The organism is Halorubrum salinarum (assembly GCF_013267195.1).
Taxonomy (GTDB): Archaea; Halobacteriota; Halobacteria; order Halobacteriales; family Haloferacaceae; genus Halorubrum; species Halorubrum salinarum.
In genome coordinates this window covers 1,450,630-1,464,622 of record NZ_CP053941.1, presented here as the reverse complement: position 1 = coordinate 1,464,622, position 13,993 = coordinate 1,450,630, and the positions used below count along the sequence as shown (strand labels likewise).

Annotated in this window: 14 protein-coding genes; 8 read left to right on the top strand and 6 right to left on the bottom strand. The window is 70.0% G+C overall.

Annotation, left to right across the window (positions count from 1 at the left end; genetic code table 11):
- The first annotated feature begins 9 nt into the window (after positions 1-9).
- From lysX to argF, 6 genes are read left to right on the top strand one after another with little or no spacing between them, the layout of a single operon-like run.
- A complete protein-coding gene (gene lysX / locus HPS36_RS07360) occupies positions 10-927 on the top strand; it encodes a lysine biosynthesis protein LysX (RefSeq protein WP_173229488.1) in 918 nt (305 codons plus the stop codon).
- The gene (gene argC, locus HPS36_RS07355) at positions 924-2,000 is read left to right on the top strand and encodes an N-acetyl-gamma-glutamyl-phosphate reductase (protein ID WP_173229486.1); all 1,077 of its coding nucleotides are present in this window, start codon (positions 924-926) and stop codon (positions 1,998-2,000) included. The genes lysX and argC overlap by 4 nt, the downstream gene beginning before the upstream one ends.
- Positions 1,997-2,929, top strand: a complete 933-nt coding sequence (locus HPS36_RS07350) for an acetylglutamate/acetylaminoadipate kinase (protein WP_173229484.1) — start codon at positions 1,997-1,999, stop codon at positions 2,927-2,929. The genes argC and HPS36_RS07350 overlap by 4 nt, the downstream gene beginning before the upstream one ends.
- Positions 2,926-4,053, top strand: coding sequence for an aspartate aminotransferase family protein (locus HPS36_RS07345; RefSeq protein WP_173229482.1), 1,128 nt, complete (start codon positions 2,926-2,928; stop codon positions 4,051-4,053). Before HPS36_RS07350 ends, HPS36_RS07345 begins: the two co-directional genes overlap by 4 nt.
- Positions 4,053-5,216: a [LysW]-lysine hydrolase gene (locus HPS36_RS07340; RefSeq protein ID WP_137716853.1), complete on the top strand. Its 1,164-nt coding sequence runs from the start codon at positions 4,053-4,055 to the stop codon at positions 5,214-5,216. Before HPS36_RS07345 ends, HPS36_RS07340 begins: the two co-directional genes overlap by 1 nt.
- A gap of 57 nt (positions 5,217-5,273) precedes the next feature.
- A complete protein-coding gene (argF, locus tag HPS36_RS07335) occupies positions 5,274-6,173 on the top strand; it encodes an ornithine carbamoyltransferase (RefSeq protein ID WP_173229480.1) in 900 nt (299 codons plus the stop codon).
- A gap of 28 nt (positions 6,174-6,201) precedes the next feature.
- On the opposite strand, the gene HPS36_RS07330 is transcribed toward argF, so the two are convergent.
- The 6 genes from HPS36_RS07330 to HPS36_RS07305 all read right to left on the bottom strand — a co-directional run bounded on the left by HPS36_RS07330 (position 6,202) and on the right by HPS36_RS07305 (position 11,747).
- Positions 6,202-6,357, bottom strand: a complete 156-nt coding sequence (locus HPS36_RS07330) for a hypothetical protein (protein WP_173229478.1) — start codon at positions 6,355-6,357, stop codon at positions 6,202-6,204.
- Between the two features lie 369 nt (positions 6,358-6,726).
- A complete protein-coding gene (locus HPS36_RS07325; RefSeq protein WP_173229476.1) occupies positions 6,727-7,599 on the bottom strand; it encodes an NmrA/HSCARG family protein in 873 nt (290 codons plus the stop codon).
- Positions 7,600-7,913: 314 nt separating this feature from the next.
- Positions 7,914-8,774 (bottom strand): DUF4097 family beta strand repeat-containing protein, encoded by an 861-nt coding sequence (locus tag HPS36_RS07320; protein ID WP_173229474.1) that lies wholly within the window; start codon positions 8,772-8,774, stop codon positions 7,914-7,916.
- A 157-nt stretch (positions 8,775-8,931) separates the two neighbouring features.
- On the bottom strand, positions 8,932-9,831 hold the full coding sequence (locus HPS36_RS07315) for an ArsR/SmtB family transcription factor (protein WP_173229472.1): 900 nt from the start codon (positions 9,829-9,831) through the stop codon (positions 8,932-8,934).
- Positions 9,832-9,915: 84 nt separating this feature from the next.
- Entirely contained in the window at positions 9,916-10,773 is an 858-nt protein-coding gene (locus HPS36_RS07310; RefSeq protein WP_173229470.1) for an ABC transporter permease subunit, read from the bottom strand.
- Positions 10,770-11,747, bottom strand: a complete 978-nt coding sequence (locus HPS36_RS07305) for an ABC transporter ATP-binding protein (protein ID WP_173229468.1) — start codon at positions 11,745-11,747, stop codon at positions 10,770-10,772. The genes HPS36_RS07310 and HPS36_RS07305 overlap by 4 nt, the downstream gene beginning before the upstream one ends.
- 302 nt (positions 11,748-12,049) lie before the next feature.
- Here HPS36_RS07305 and HPS36_RS07300 point away from each other — a divergent pair, with 302 nt between their 5' ends.
- Together HPS36_RS07300 and HPS36_RS07295 are read left to right on the top strand one after the other, a co-directional pair.
- Complete coding sequence (locus HPS36_RS07300) at positions 12,050-13,435, top strand: MFS transporter (protein ID WP_173229466.1); 1,386 nt, start codon at positions 12,050-12,052, stop codon at positions 13,433-13,435.
- A 133-nt stretch (positions 13,436-13,568) separates the two neighbouring features.
- Complete coding sequence (locus HPS36_RS07295; RefSeq protein WP_137716847.1) at positions 13,569-13,988, top strand: DUF4260 domain-containing protein; 420 nt, start codon at positions 13,569-13,571, stop codon at positions 13,986-13,988.
- The last annotated feature ends 5 nt before the right edge of the window (positions 13,989-13,993 follow it).

Here is a 13,993-nt window from a genome sequence, read left to right as displayed (position 1 = left end):
GTGGTCGACATGCACGTAGGGATCCTCTACTCCCGGATCCGGAGAGACGAGAAGCTCCTCCTCAACGAGCTCCGCGACCGGGGCCACGAGGTCGAGAAGATCGACGTCCGGACGGAGCGGTTCGGGTTAGAGTCCACGACGGCGGCGGTCGACGACCTCGACATCGTCGTCGACCGCTGCCTGTCGACGAGCCGGTCGCTGTACGCGACCCGCTTCCTCGACAGCTACGGCGTCCCGGTGGTGAACTCCCCCGAGACGGGCGACGTCTGCGCCGACAAGGCGAAGAACTCGCTCGCGCTCGCCGAGGCGGACGTGCCGACCCCGGCGACGGAGGTGGCGTTCACGAAGGAGGCCGCCTTGGAAGCGATCGAGGAGTTCGGCTACCCGTGCGTCCTCAAGCCGGTCACCGGCTCGTGGGGCCGGCTGATGGCGAAGATCGACTCGCGCAACGCCGCCGAGGCGATACTGGAACACAAGGAGACGCTCGGCCACTACGAGCACAAGGTGTTCTACGTCCAGGAGTTCGTCGACAAGCCCGGGCGCGACGTCCGCGTCTTGGCGGTCGACGGCGAACCGGTCGCGGCGATGACGCGGTCGTCCGACCACTGGCTCACGAACGCCGCAAAGGGCGGCGAGACGGAGTCGTTCGACCTCGACGAGCGGGCGACGGAACTGGTCGAGAGGGCCTCGGACGCGGTCGGCGGCGGCATGCTCGGCGTCGACCTGATGGAGGTGGGCGTCGACGCGGACGCCGACCCAGCCGACGGCGGCGCGGAGGACTACACCGTCCACGAGGTGAACCACACCGTCGAGTTCAAGGCGCTCGATTCGGCCACCGACGTGGACGTTCCGGCGCGGATCGTCGACTGGCTGGAGGCGAAGGCCGCGGAACTGACCGACGAGCGCGCCGAGGAGGCGAGCGCATGACCGCGGACGCCGAACCCGGCGCGGCGACCGCGGAGACGTACACCGCGAGCGTCGTCGGCGGCACCGGCTTCACCGGCGGCGAGCTGCTGCGGCTCCTCGCCGGGCACCCGGGCTTCGAGGTCGTCCAGGCCACCTCGCGGTCGGCCGACAACATGACCGTCGGGCGCTCGCACCCGAACCTGCGCGGGCTCGACCTACGCTTCTCGGACCCGGACGACCTGGAGTCGGTCGACGTGCTGTTCGCGGCGACGCCCCACGGCGTCTCGATGGGCCGGATCGACGAGTTCTTCGAGGCGGCCGACACGGTCGTCGACCTCTCGGCGGACTTCCGGCTCCCCGAGGCCGACGCCTACGACGAGTGGTACGACGGCCACGAGTCGCCGGAGTACTTAGAGCGCGCCGAGTACGCGCTCCCGGAGCTGAACCGGGAGAACCTCCGCGGCGCGGACCTGATCGCGGGCGGCGGCTGCAACGCGACCGCGACGATCCTCGGGCTGAAGCCGCTCGTCGACGCGGGCGCGCTCGGTCCCGAGGCCGGCGAGGTCGTCGTCGACGTGAAGGTCGGCTCCTCGGAGGGGGGCGCCGGCGGCGGCGCGGCCTCCTCGCACCCGGAGCGCTCGGGCGTCGTGCGCCCGTACGCGCCTACCGGTCACCGCCACGAGGCGGAGATCGAGGCGTACCTCGGCCTCTCGGTCTCGTTCACCGTCCACGCGGTCGACATGGTGCGCGGCGCGAGCGCGACCTGCCACGTCTTCCCCGACGAGCCGGTCTCGAAGGGGGACCTGTGGGGCGCGTACCGCGACGCCTACGCCGACGAGCCGTTCATGCGGATCGTCTCGGGCGGGGGCGGCGTCTACCGCTACCCCGAGCCGAAGTCGGTCGCCGGGACGAACCACGGCGAGGTCGGCTTCGAGCTCGACCCCGGGAACCGGCGCGTCGTCGTCTTCTCGGCCATCGACAACATGACCAAGGGCTCGGCGGGACAGGCGGTCCACGCGGCGAACGTCGCGCTCGGGCTGCCCGAGACCGCCGGCCTGGAGTTCGACGGGCTCCACCCGGTGGGTGCGCCATGAGCGGGGAGCGGACCGACGGCGCGGCCGCCGACGAGCCCCCGGTCGTCGTGAAGGTCGGCGGCGCGAAGGCGGTCGACCCCGCCGGCGCGGTCGGCGACGTGGCGCACCTGACGGCGAACGGCCGCGAGGTCGTCGTCGTCCACGGCGGCTCGACGGTCGTCGACGAGACGCTCGGACGGCTCGGCATCGAGCCGGAGTACGTCGAGTCCGCCTCGGGCGTTACCGGCCGCTTCACCGACGCAGAGACGATGGAGGCGTTCTCCATGGCGATGGCGGGCAAGCTCAACACGGAACTGACGGCGGAGTTCCGCTCGGCCGGGGTCGACGCGGTCGGCCTCTCGGGCGTCGACGGCGGGCTCCTCTCCGGGCCCCGCAAGTCGGCGGTCCGCGTCGTCGAGGACGGCAGGCGGAAGATCCGCCGCGGCGACCACTCGGGGAAGATCGAGTCGGTGAACGCCGACCTGCTCGCCGGCCTCCTCGACGACGGCTACACCCCCGTCGTCTCGCCGCCGATGGCGGGCGACGAGGGCGACGGCGAGGTGACCCCCGTCAACGCGGACGCCGACCGGGCGGCCGCGGCGGTCGCCGGCGCGCTCGGCGCCGACCTCGTCCTCCTGACCGACGTGTCGGGCGTGTACGCCGACCCGGACGACCCCGAGACCCGCATCGACGCGGCCGCGACGCCCGAGGAGCTAGCAGCCGTCGAGGACGCCGCCGAGGGGTTCATGGGCAAGAAGGTGATGGCCGCGAGGGAGGCGCTCGAAGGCGGCGCCGGCCGCGTCGTGATCGCGGACGCCAACGTCCGCGACCCGGTCGTCGCCGCGCTCGGCGGCGAGGGGACGGCCATCGAGCGGTCCGCGCTCGGCGACGGCGCGGGAGGCGACGCCGACGGCGGCGAGGCCGCCGAGGAAGGGGGTGAGACCGCGTGAGCGGCTTCGTCTTCTCGGAGAAGCCGATCGAGATCACGTCCGGAGACGGGGTCCACCTCACGGACGCGAACGGCACCGAGTACCTCGATTTCGGCGCCAGCTACGCCTGTACGCCGGTGGGCCACTGCCACCCCGAGGTCGTCGACGCCGCGACGAGCCAGCTGGAGGAACTCATGTACGTCCAGGCGTCGTACCCGCACGCGGCGCGGACGGCGCTGTACGAGCAGTTGGCCGAGGTCGCGCCCGTCGACGTCGACAACGTCTGGCTCTGTAACTCCGGCACGGAGGCGAACGAGGCCGCGCTGAAGTTCGCCCGGCACGCGACGGGCCGCGAGAAGATCGTCGCGACCACGCAGGGGTTCCACGGCCGGACGATGGGGACGCTCGCGACGACGTGGAAGGACAAGTACAAGCAGGGGTTCGGCCCGCTCGCGGGCGGCGTCGAGTTCGTCGAGTACGGCGACGCCGACGCGATGCGCGAGGCCGTCGACGAGGACACCGCCGCGGTCATCCTGGAACCGCTCCAGGGCGAGGGCGGGATCAACCCCGTCTCGACCGAGTACCTCCAGGCCGTCCGGGTCGCGACCGCGACAAGCGGCGCCGCGATGATCCTCGACGAGATCCAGACCGGGCTCGGTCGGACCGGGTCGATGTGGGCCGCGGAGAATCACGACGTGGTTCCGGACGTCCTCACGACCGCGAAGGGGCTCGGCAGCGGGCTCCCGATCGGCGCGACGCTGTGCCGCGACTGGATCGCCGCGGACGCCGGCGACCACGGCTCGACGTTCTCCGGCGGCCCGGTCGTCTCCGCGGCCGCGGGCGCCACCCTCGACGTGATCGAGCGCGAGGGCCTGCCCGCGCACGCCGACGAGGTGGGGTCCTACCTCCGCAGCGAGCTCCGCGACCGCCTCGGCGACGACGTGCGCGACGTGCGCGGCGACGGGCTGATGGTGGGGATCGAGGTGCGCCGCGGCTCGAACCGGCTGCTGCGCGACCTCGCCATCGAGCACCAGATCCTCGCGCTCCCCGCGGGACGGACCGTGCTCCGGCTGCTCCCGCCGCTGACGATCGAGCGCGAGCACGCCGACGCGGTCGTCGACGCGATCGAGGAGGTGATCGGCTGATGGCGGCCGGAAAGGGACGGGAGGCCGACGCCGCGTCCGACGACGGCGGCGACGTGGTCGCCGGCGGCGGCTACCCGGCGGCCTGCGACACGCCCGCCCGGAAGCTGCTGTACGACATGGTCTCGATCCCCTCGCCGTCCGGCGAGGAGGAGCGGGCCGCGGAGCGGCTCGTCGACTTCTTCGAGGCGAACGGCCGGGAGGCGTGGATCGACGAGGTCGGGAACGTCCGCGCGCCGGCGGACGACGCCGTCCTCCTCACCTCCCACGTCGACACGGTGCCGGGGGACATCCCGGTCGAGGTGCGCCCGGCGCCGCCCGAGGGCGAGCTCCCGGAGCCGTCCGACGTGCGCGTCGGCGACCCCGGCGACCCCGTGCTGTGGGGCCGCGGCGCGGTCGACGCGACCGGCCCGCTCGTCGCGATGGCGGTCGCGGCGGTGAAGACGGGGGTCTCGTTCGCGGGCGTCGTCCGCGAGGAGGTCGACTCCGGCGGCGCGCGCGCCCTCATCGACGACCGCGACGCGCCCGAGGCGGTGATCAACGGCGAGCCGTCCGGCTGGCAGGGGATCACCCTCGGCTACCGCGGCCTGCTGGAGGGGACGTACGTGAACACCAGCGAGTCGGGCCACTCCTCGCGGCCGGAGCCGAACGCGATCCAGCACGCGATCGACTGGTGGCACGGCGTCGAGGAGACGTTCACGCCCGACGACGCCGAGACCGCCGTCTTCGACCAGGTGACGACGAAGCCCATCTCGGTCGACGGCGGCCTGAGCGACGACGGCCTCGCCGTGGAGGCGACGATGGACGTCCAGCTCCGGATCCCGCCCTCGCGGCCGGTCGACGAGATACACGAGCTGGCGGAGGCGGAGCTGACCACCGGCTCGGTCCACTGGGGCGAGCCCATGCCGCCGGTGATGGAGAGCCCCCGGACCGACCTCGCGCGGGCGTTCCGCGTCGCGATCCGGGGCGCCGGCGGCGACGTGCGCCTGCTCCGGAAGACCGGCACGAGCGACATGAACCTCTTCGCGGCCGCGTGGGACTGCCCGATGGTCACCTACGGCCCCGGCAACTCCGACCTCGACCACGCGCCAGACGAGCGGCTCCCGCTGCCCGACCTCGACCGCGCCGTCTCCGTGCTGACCGAGGTCTGCCGCGAGCGACGCTGACCGACCGCCGCGACCTTCGAACTCGACCGTTCTCCAACGATACCACACCACCCAACGATGCCACTCGCCACCGACGACTTCCTCGACATCGACGACGTGACGCCCGCCGAACTGGACGCCCTGCTCGACCGCGCCGCCGCGATGAAGGCGGGCGAGACCGACCCCCGACTGGCGGACGCGACGCTCGGGATGATCTTCGAGAAGCCCTCGACGCGCACCCGCGTCTCCTTCGAGACCGGGATGACGCGGCTCGGCGGCCACGCCATGTTCCTCGGCCCCGACGACATCCAGCTGGGCCACGGCGAGCCGCTGCGCGACACCGCGCGCGTCCTCGGCCGGTACGTCGACGGCGTGATGGCGCGCCTGTTCGACCACGCGGACGTCGAGACCCTCGCGGAGTACGCCGACTGCCCCGTGATCAACGGGCTCACCGACGAGGCGCACCCCTGTCAGACGCTCGCGGACCTCCTCACGATCCGCGAGACGGTCGGCGAGGACGCCACGGTGGCGTGGGTCGGCGACGGCAACAACGTCGGACAGTCGTTCGTCGTCGGCGCCGCGATGGCGGGCATCGACGTGGAGGTGGCCACCCCGGCCGACTACGGGATGAACCCCGACGTGTTCGACCGCGCCGCCGAGTTCGGGCTGGACGTGGCGCCGACGACCGACCCCGAGGTCGCCGTCGAGGGCGCCGACGTCGTCTACACCGACGTGTGGATCTCGATGGGTCAGGAGGACGTGCGCGACGAGAAGCTCGCCGCCTTCGACGGGTTCCAGGTGAACGCCGACCTGCTCGCCGGCACCGACGCGACGGTGATGCACTGCCTGCCCGCGCACCGCGGCGAGGAGGTCACCGACGACGTGCTCGAATCCGACCGCGCCCTCGTCTGGGACCAGGCGGAGAACCGGATGCACGCGCAGAACGCGCTGCTCGTCGAACTGCTCGGCGGGGAGTGACGGGCGACGCGCCGCGGGCGCCTTCGGCTCACTGACGCCGTGGGGGGTCGCGGTCGTCCACGAGGAAGACGCTGTCCTGATTCGGGTCGAAGTACACCTCCAGCGCGCGGAGGGCGCCCACGTACGCCGCGACCGCGGCGAACACGAACGAGATAGCGGCCGGAACGACGAGACCGAGGACCATACCGGGCTGATCGCTCCGCCGCCGACAAATGCGTAACGACGGCGTGTGCTGGTTAGCGCCGCACCGCGGCGCGAACCGCACGAGCGAGGGACGCCGCGAGCGAAGCGAGCGGGAACGTCTTCGGGCTGGATGGGCTTCAAAACGGCTGGGGCTCTGGGGGAGTTCGTCGCAGGACTCTAACAACGGCTCATAACCGAGCGGTTGGGAATTCCGAGGCGTTCGCCGGCGCTCTCCGGTTAGCTGCTTATGAACGAACGGCTCTGTTGAAATCCTCGGCAACTGGTGGGATCGGCGTGCGAGATACGGAGGGTGAATTCCTCAAAGTGGGTGGACCAAAGCGACGCACCGCTCGACGCCTACGCGGGAACGTCAGGCCGCAGGCGAGACCGGTTGGAACGCATCGCTGTTCGAGAGGTACGACGCGAACTCGGTCGGTTCGATGCCGTACGCCTCCGCATCGGCCGTCGGGTTCGACCCGTAGCCGACCTCCTCGAACCAGGTGTACATTTCGGCCATCTCCTCGCCGGCCATCGCGCGGTAGTCGTCGATCTCGGGACGGACGTGCGTGATTTCGCGACCGAGCATGTCCGAGAGCGCCGCCGCCAGTTCGACGGGCGTGCGGTTGTCGCCGGCGAGTTCGATGGTTTCCCCGACGAAGCGCTCGGGGTCGGCCAGCGCCATTACGGCGGTCTTGCCGATGTCCGTCGCGTCGACGATCGCGAGCGGCCTGTCGCCGGACAACGGCATCGAGAGCGTCCCCTCCGAGAGCTCCTCCCCGTGGAAGTGGGCGAAGTTCTGCATGAAGAAGACCGGCCGGATGATGGTGTACTCGAAGTTCAGCGCCTTGATCCGGCCTTCGACGTCCGCCTTGGACGTGAAGTGCGCCAGCGGAGCCTCGTTCGCGCTCCCGACCGAGGAGTAGACGAAGCGCTCGACGCCGGCGTCCGCCGCGGCTTCCGCGAGGGTGACGCCCTGCGCTTTCTCCGCGTCGGTCCCGGCTTCGAAGAACGTCGTCACGCAGAAGACGGCGTCCATTCCCGCACAGCACTCGCGCATGCGCTCGGCGTCGGTGAGGTCCCCTTCGAGAACGGTCACGCCGGCCGATTCGAGCGCCCGGGCCGCCTCGCTGTCGGCGGTGCGGGTCAGACCGTACACGTCGTACTCACCGAACTCGCCCGAGAGGAGGTGGTCAACAACGCTGCCGCCCTGTGTGCCAGTCGCGCCGGCTACGAGAACTTTCATGCCCATACAGGTACTCAGACGGACGCTGAGGAGATTAATTAGCAGTGATGCGTGGTAGCATTCCGTCGATAGCGTCTGCCGATGGCAAAACGGACGGGGCGAGGGGTTCGCGCCCGCTGTTCAGCACGGAAGCGACAAGCCGCCCAGCAGCTGTTCGGAAGCGACAAGCCGCCCAGCAGCTGTTCGTGACTGGCTGACGGACTCAGAGAGCGGGGAGGCCGGTTGATCTCTAATTTCCTGTCCCTCGGTGAACAGTCGAGCGTGGGGCGATCAGGGTGGCACAATTCGTCTCGCTTCACGGTCAGGCGTCTCGATCAGCGATCCGTGCGTCGCAGGTCGACGCGGCCGAAATCGCTGGCAGCGTGAAGTCGGTGGCCACCGTCGTTGAGACGGCCGGCCACGCGGTTGCGGCGAGACCGCTGGTCCGACAGCTCAAGGTCCGAGGACACCCGCCCGTCGGCCTCGGCCAGTACGTCGAGGTCGAGGTCGGCAGCCACACCCACCACGACGTCACCCATCTCGGAGCGGATAGCGGTATCACGGCGCAGGCCCAGCACTTCGACCTTCACGCGGCCGATTTCGGTTCGCACGTCGTCGAGTCCGGTCACGGACGCGGCCTCGATGTGGCCGGCAGTCGAGCGAAGCGAGAGGTAGCCGTCCACCCCGCTCGCGACGATAGCCCCGGCGACCGTCTGGATGCGGGCGTCACCGCGCGTGTCGGTCAGAGTCACGTCGCCGAAGTCGGTGGTGACCCGGGTGACAGCCGGCCCCTCGGCGCCAGCCGGTACGCCGATCGTGAGGTCCACGCGAGGCGTCTGGTCGGTCCTGATCCGCCCGGTGTCGGCCGTCGAGACGACCGTGAGGACCCCGTCCACTAGGTCGGCGTCGACCGCGAGCGCGTCAAGGCCGCGCTGCCCGTTCCACGACCGCTTCGTTGCGCCCACCTCGACGGCGTCGGTTGACCGACCGGCGACGGTCACGGACCCGACGTCGCTGGCCACGCGTAATTCCGTGACGGCTCCCGGGGCGAACGTCCACTCGCGGCGGTCGGTCGTTTCGCCGGTCCCGAGGCCTCGGGCAGTACAGCCCGCGAGAGACGTGGCGGCCACAACCGCGCCCGCGCCCAGAAACGCTCGTCGGCTCATCCCGCCATTTCGATTCGTCGTCGTGTTCATCAGCAGTGTAGAAGCTGGAAGACGACTTAACCGGGCCCAGAAGGCCGCTTCTGTACGATAGCGAGTGTCCCGCTCGGATCGACGCCCTACCCGATGGCGACACGCTCGACGCCGTTCAGTTGATTCCGCTCACCGGCCGTGGTCCGCGAGCCGGTACTCACCCGACCGTGATCCGCTCGACGCTGCTGATGCTCATGTCGTCTTCCAGCGTCGTAACGACCCGTTCGCCGTCGTGTTCCAGTTGGACCCTCATCCGAGGCGGCGATTCGGAGAGGAGTTCCCCGGTCGGGAGTCCGACTGCGCCGAGCTCCCACGTCGGCGTCCGACCGTTTTCGAAGCCGTGGTCGTAGAGGAACCCCGCGACCGCCGGGTGGTACAGCATCGGAGCACCGCCGGAGGTGGTGGCGGTGCTGCCGCAGCGGTCGCATTCGAACTCCGCGTGGGCGGGCAATCCGCCTATCCCCTCGTCCGCGTCGTCGACCACCAGCCGGCCGTCCATCCGGCCGGCACAGGTGTAACAGAACCCGTCGATGACGCCGCGGATAACGTGGCACATCCACCGGTCGAAGGCGAGCGGGAGCTCCTCGGGCTCGAACTGGTCGAGGCTGCCCGGCGGGAACCAGAAGTCGTTGTGGAAGTCCTCGCATGCGGTACAGTCGACGCTCGCGGTCTCCTCGGCGTACTCCGCGACGAGGCCACCCCCGCAGACGGGGCAGCTCCCCTCGACGGGGATGGCCTCGACGGTCGCGTTGGCGGTGTAGAGGCCGGCGTATATCGCGCCGATGACCTGCCGGCCGGCGTATGTCAGCTCGTACCCGTCGTCGGTCCGGCGGACGAAGGTCCCGCGCAGCTTCCCCAGGTGGTAGTTGAACCGGCCGCTGTCGTCCACCCCCGACCGGCGATGTAGTTCGGCGAACGGAACGGGCTCATCGGGCGTCTCACCGAGGGCTTGGAGGATTTGGAGGCGACTCTCGTCGCCCAGCAGCCCGAAGACCGCCCCGGGAGACCGCCCCTCGACGCTGATGGCGCCGCTTCCGGGGTCGTACTCGTTGCTCATGTGCCACTAATCGATGTCGTAGTATATCTTCGTGTCGGCGTGAAAGGAAGTCGCACTGCGGCCGGGCCCGATCCGAGGCCCGGTTCAGAGGTCGGCGCGGGCGAACCGGCGGTAGCCCAGTGCCAGTGGGACGACGAGCCACGCCGCGAGGACCGCCATGCTGGCCCAGCCGGTCAGGTAGAACGGGACCGGCCCCGCGAGCTGTGCGCCCAACGCCGCCGCGGTCGCGGAGCCGTCCCCGAGGAACCACCCCAGAGCGTTCGTGTACGCCGTGCTCGGCGTGATGACGTTCAGGAACGCCACCCAGGCCGGAACCGCGGCGCCGCCGGAGGGAACCGAGAAGCCGTTGACGACGAAGAGCGCCGCCAGCGGGACGATGTCTGCGAGGATCTCGAGGACGACGAAGGCGCCGATGCCGAAGGCCATGGCGCGGCCGCCGCTCCCCGTCGTGGCAGAGATGGCGACCATGACGCCGATGTACACCAGCGCGAGCACGAGCGTCATCGCCGTGAAGACGGCGTAGTCGACGGGGGCGAACGAGTCGAACAGAGCCAGCGCCACGACGAGCGTGATGATCAGGCCGACCACGATGGCCGCGCCGAGGACGGCAGTCCGACCGACGAGCTTGCCGAGGACCACGTCCGCGCGGCTGTGGGGGAAGCCCAAGAGGAGCTTTCCCGACCCGCTGGCGCGCTCGCCGGCGATGGCACCGGCGCCAACGACGATGGCCGCGATGGAGACGAACAACGTCACGGCGCCGATGAGCAGCGTGAGGAACCCCAGCGTGCTCACCTCGCCGATATCCTGACTCACCGCTGGAACCGTGCCGTACAGCACCGCGAAGCCGACCGACATGAGGACGAAAAGGCCCGTGACGGCCCAGAGGCCCCGGGAGAGGCGCGCGTCCTGGAAGTCCTTCCGCGCGACGACGACCCAGCTCATGCGCGCACCTCCGTCGCCTCGTCGTCGACTGCCGGCGTGTCCGCAGCCGTCTCCGCGGACGCGTCCGGCGCGTCCTGGGTGTAGGCGGCGAACAGCTCCTCCAGCGACACGTCCTCCGTGTCGAAGTCGAGTAGGCGAGCCCCGGTAGCCTCGACGGCAGCGAGGACCGCCGTCTTCGCGGCTTCCTCGCAGGCGACCGATAGCCGCTCGTCGCCGTCGTCACGGACGCTGGAGACGCCCTCGACCGCCGCGATGGCAGCGATGACTTCGTCGCCCATCGGCTCGACCGCGAGGGTGAGCCGGGCCTCGCTGTCCAGCGCACCGCGCAGCGCGTCGATGGTGTCGACCGCGACGATGCGACCGTCGCGGAGGATGCCGACGCGATCACAGACCGCCTCGACCTGTTCGAGGATGTGCGACGAGAAGAACACCGTCGCGCCGCGGTCTCGCTCCTCGCGGATGATCTCGCGCATCCGGCGCGCGCCGTTCGGGTCCAGCCCCGTCGTCGGCTCGTCGAGGATGAGGACGTCGGGCTCGCCGACCAGCGCCATCGCGAGGACGAGGCGCTGTTTCATACCCTTCGAGAACCCACCGGCCGTTCGGTCGGCGGCGTCGGCGAGGCCCACGCGTTCCAGAACGGCACCGATGTCGTCGTCCGCTTCCTTCGAGTCGGCCGCGAACTCGAGGTGCTGGCGCGCGGTCAGCCGATCGTACAGGTGATACCCGTCCGGGAGCACCCCGACCCGCTGCCGGACCGCCAGCGAGTCGGCTTGGACGTCGCGTCCGAGGACCGACGCCGAGCCGGCCGTCGGGCGCACGAAGTCGAGCAGGATGTCGATGGTCGTCGACTTCCCGGCGCCGTTGGGGCCGAGGAAGCCGAATATCTCGCCCTCCGCCACGGAGAGGGTCACGTCGTCGAGTGCGGTCACGTCGCCGTACCGCTTCGTTACGTTACTCAGTTCGATTGCGTTCATCGTCCGATGGATCGCCGTAAGGTGATATAGCGGCTCGCAGAAGACGCGTTCTGTGTGCGATAGCGTAGCGCTTCCGGCACCTCCCGAGTCCGTGGCGACGTGGCGGAACCGGAGTGGATGAGCGCTGAACGCCACACGGAGCGGTCCCGCGATGCTCGGGCGGCGACGCTACCGTGTCTGCCTGAAAAGCATCGCCTCGTTGGGTCGGGGCGCGGACCTGTAGCCGGCGGAGTTCCGGTCAAGAGCCCTACAGAACGACCCTTCTGGGCCCGCTTATCACGCGCTTCAGCGTCCACTCGCTCATGAGAACGCTCCTCAACAACCCCGATTTCCGGCGCCTGTTCGCCGGTCGCTTAGTCACCAATGCCGGTGACAGCCTCTACTTCGTCGCTGCGATGTGGCTGGTCTGGGACCTGACCGGCAACGAGCTCTACACCGGGCTGGCGGGCTTCTTGACGCTCGCACCCGCGGGACTTCAGTTCCTGTTCGGTCCGCTGGTCGACCGGTGGCCGCTCCGGCGCCTGCTGGTCGCTACGCAACTCCTACAGGGGCTGCTCGTCCTGTCAGTCCCTGCGGCTCATCTGACGGGTCACCTCTCGGTGTGGCTGGTGCTCGCGGTGATGCCGTCGCTTGCGCTGCTCAATCAACTGGTCTACCCCGCACAGACCGCCGCAATCCCCCGTATCGTCGACACGGACGAGCTCGTGGCCGCAAACTCGCTCTTCGCGCTCGCTTACCAAGGTGTCGACGCCGTGTTCAACGCGCTGGCCGGCGTGCTCGTCGTGGTCGTCGGTGCTGTGGCGCTGTTCACCCTCGACGCGGTGACCTTCGCGCTGGCTGCTGCCCTCTTTTCGACGCTCTCGGTGCCGCGGGCCGACGACACGGGCGTTGATCGCGGCCCCGAGTCCGAGACACCTACCGAGGCGCCGACCCGGGGCGTCGAGCCGACTCCCGACGGCGGACGGGTGCCGGAGGAAGCTGTCCCGGAACGCGAGGAGACAGCCGCGGACGGGTCCCCCGACGCTGCCGCATCCGACGGAAACGGCGGTGCGTCCGGGTACCTCGCTGACCTCGGGGAGGGCATCGCCTACCTCCAGGGGACGTTCCTCGTCCCGATGCTCCTCGGAAGCGTTGTGATCAACTTCGCCCTCGGAGGGACCGTCGCGATACTCCCGTCGTACGCGGCTCACGTCGGGGGCGTCGACGGGTACGGGTACCTGATGGCGGCGCTGGCCGTGGGTATCCTGGTCGGGTCGCTGGCCGCCTCATCGCTGGCCGGACTGGCCTTCGGCCGGTTGTCGATCGCGGCGTTCCTGCTGTCCGGCGCCGCGTGGCTCGGCGCCGTCGCGGCCGGCCGGCTGCCCGTCACTGTCGCTCTGTTCGTCATTGCGTTCGTCCCGGTTGGCGTGACGAACGTCCTGATCGTCTCGGTCGTCCAGGCCGTGGTCCCCGAGACGCTACTGGGTCGGGTAACGGCCGTACTGGGGAGCGCCTCGGCGGTCTCGACGCCCTTCGGAGCTCTCGCGGGAGGTGCCGCCGCTTCCTTTGTCGGGCCGGTGGCCGTGATAACGGTCGCCGGTGTCGCGTTCCTGCTACTGGCTATCTATCTCGCCAGTGTCCCCGCGCTTCGACGGCTCCCCGCGGTCGGCGACATCGACACGTTGGCAACCGAGCGACGGCCGACGTAGTTTCTCGCTCCGATCGCGGCTGCCTGTCTCCCTGCGTCGACTCGCAACCGCGAGTAACTCGCAGAGACGTCTCGTCCGGCGATGCTACACCGTCTCACTACGAGTATTTCCGCTTGGTCAGCGTCCCTTGATTATGCAACCGACACAGATTCTTCGACTGGAGGGGGCTGGCCTCGCCGCCGTGGCGACCGCGACGTATTTCACGATCGGTGGCCCGATTTGGCTGTTCGTCGTTCTTGCGCTTGCGCCTGACGTCTCGATGCTGGCGTACCTTGGAGGCGCTCGGGTCGGCAGTACGGTCTACAACGTGTTCCACACCTATCTCGCCCCGGCCGCGCTCGGAGTGGTTGGGGTGTGGTTCACCGTGACGCCGCTCACCTTGATCGCGCTCGTCTGGGCTGCTCACATCGGCGTTGACCGCGCCGTGGGGTACGGACTCAAGTATCCGACCGGGTTCAAACACACGCATCTCTCCGGTGACACCGACGACGGCACTCCGGCGGGGAATCCAGCCGAGCTAGTCTCCAGTGCCGCCGGGAAGAGAGACGACTGAGACAC

Coding starts and splice junctions, on each gene's coding strand:
- HPS36_RS07340 (WP_137716853.1), top strand. CDS start 4,053: ATGGCGGCCGGAAAGGGACGGGAGGCCGACGCCGCGTCCGACGACGGC.
- HPS36_RS07350 (WP_173229484.1), top strand. CDS start 1,997: ATGAGCGGGGAGCGGACCGACGGCGCGGCCGCCGACGAGCCCCCGGTC.
- HPS36_RS07295 (WP_137716847.1), top strand. CDS start 13,569: ATGCAACCGACACAGATTCTTCGACTGGAGGGGGCTGGCCTCGCCGCC.
- HPS36_RS07300 (WP_173229466.1), top strand. CDS start 12,050: ATGAGAACGCTCCTCAACAACCCCGATTTCCGGCGCCTGTTCGCCGGT.
- argC (WP_173229486.1), top strand. CDS start 924: ATGACCGCGGACGCCGAACCCGGCGCGGCGACCGCGGAGACGTACACC.
- HPS36_RS07325 (WP_173229476.1), bottom strand. CDS start 7,599: ATGAAAGTTCTCGTAGCCGGCGCGACTGGCACACAGGGCGGCAGCGTT.
- argF (WP_173229480.1), top strand. CDS start 5,274: ATGCCACTCGCCACCGACGACTTCCTCGACATCGACGACGTGACGCCC.
- lysX (WP_173229488.1), top strand. CDS start 10: ATGCACGTAGGGATCCTCTACTCCCGGATCCGGAGAGACGAGAAGCTC.
- HPS36_RS07305 (WP_173229468.1), bottom strand. CDS start 11,747: ATGAACGCAATCGAACTGAGTAACGTAACGAAGCGGTACGGCGACGTG.
- HPS36_RS07310 (WP_173229470.1), bottom strand. CDS start 10,773: ATGAGCTGGGTCGTCGTCGCGCGGAAGGACTTCCAGGACGCGCGCCTC.
- HPS36_RS07315 (WP_173229472.1), bottom strand. CDS start 9,831: ATGAGCAACGAGTACGACCCCGGAAGCGGCGCCATCAGCGTCGAGGGG.
- HPS36_RS07320 (WP_173229474.1), bottom strand. CDS start 8,774: ATGAACACGACGACGAATCGAAATGGCGGGATGAGCCGACGAGCGTTT.
- HPS36_RS07330 (WP_173229478.1), bottom strand. CDS start 6,357: ATGGTCCTCGGTCTCGTCGTTCCGGCCGCTATCTCGTTCGTGTTCGCC.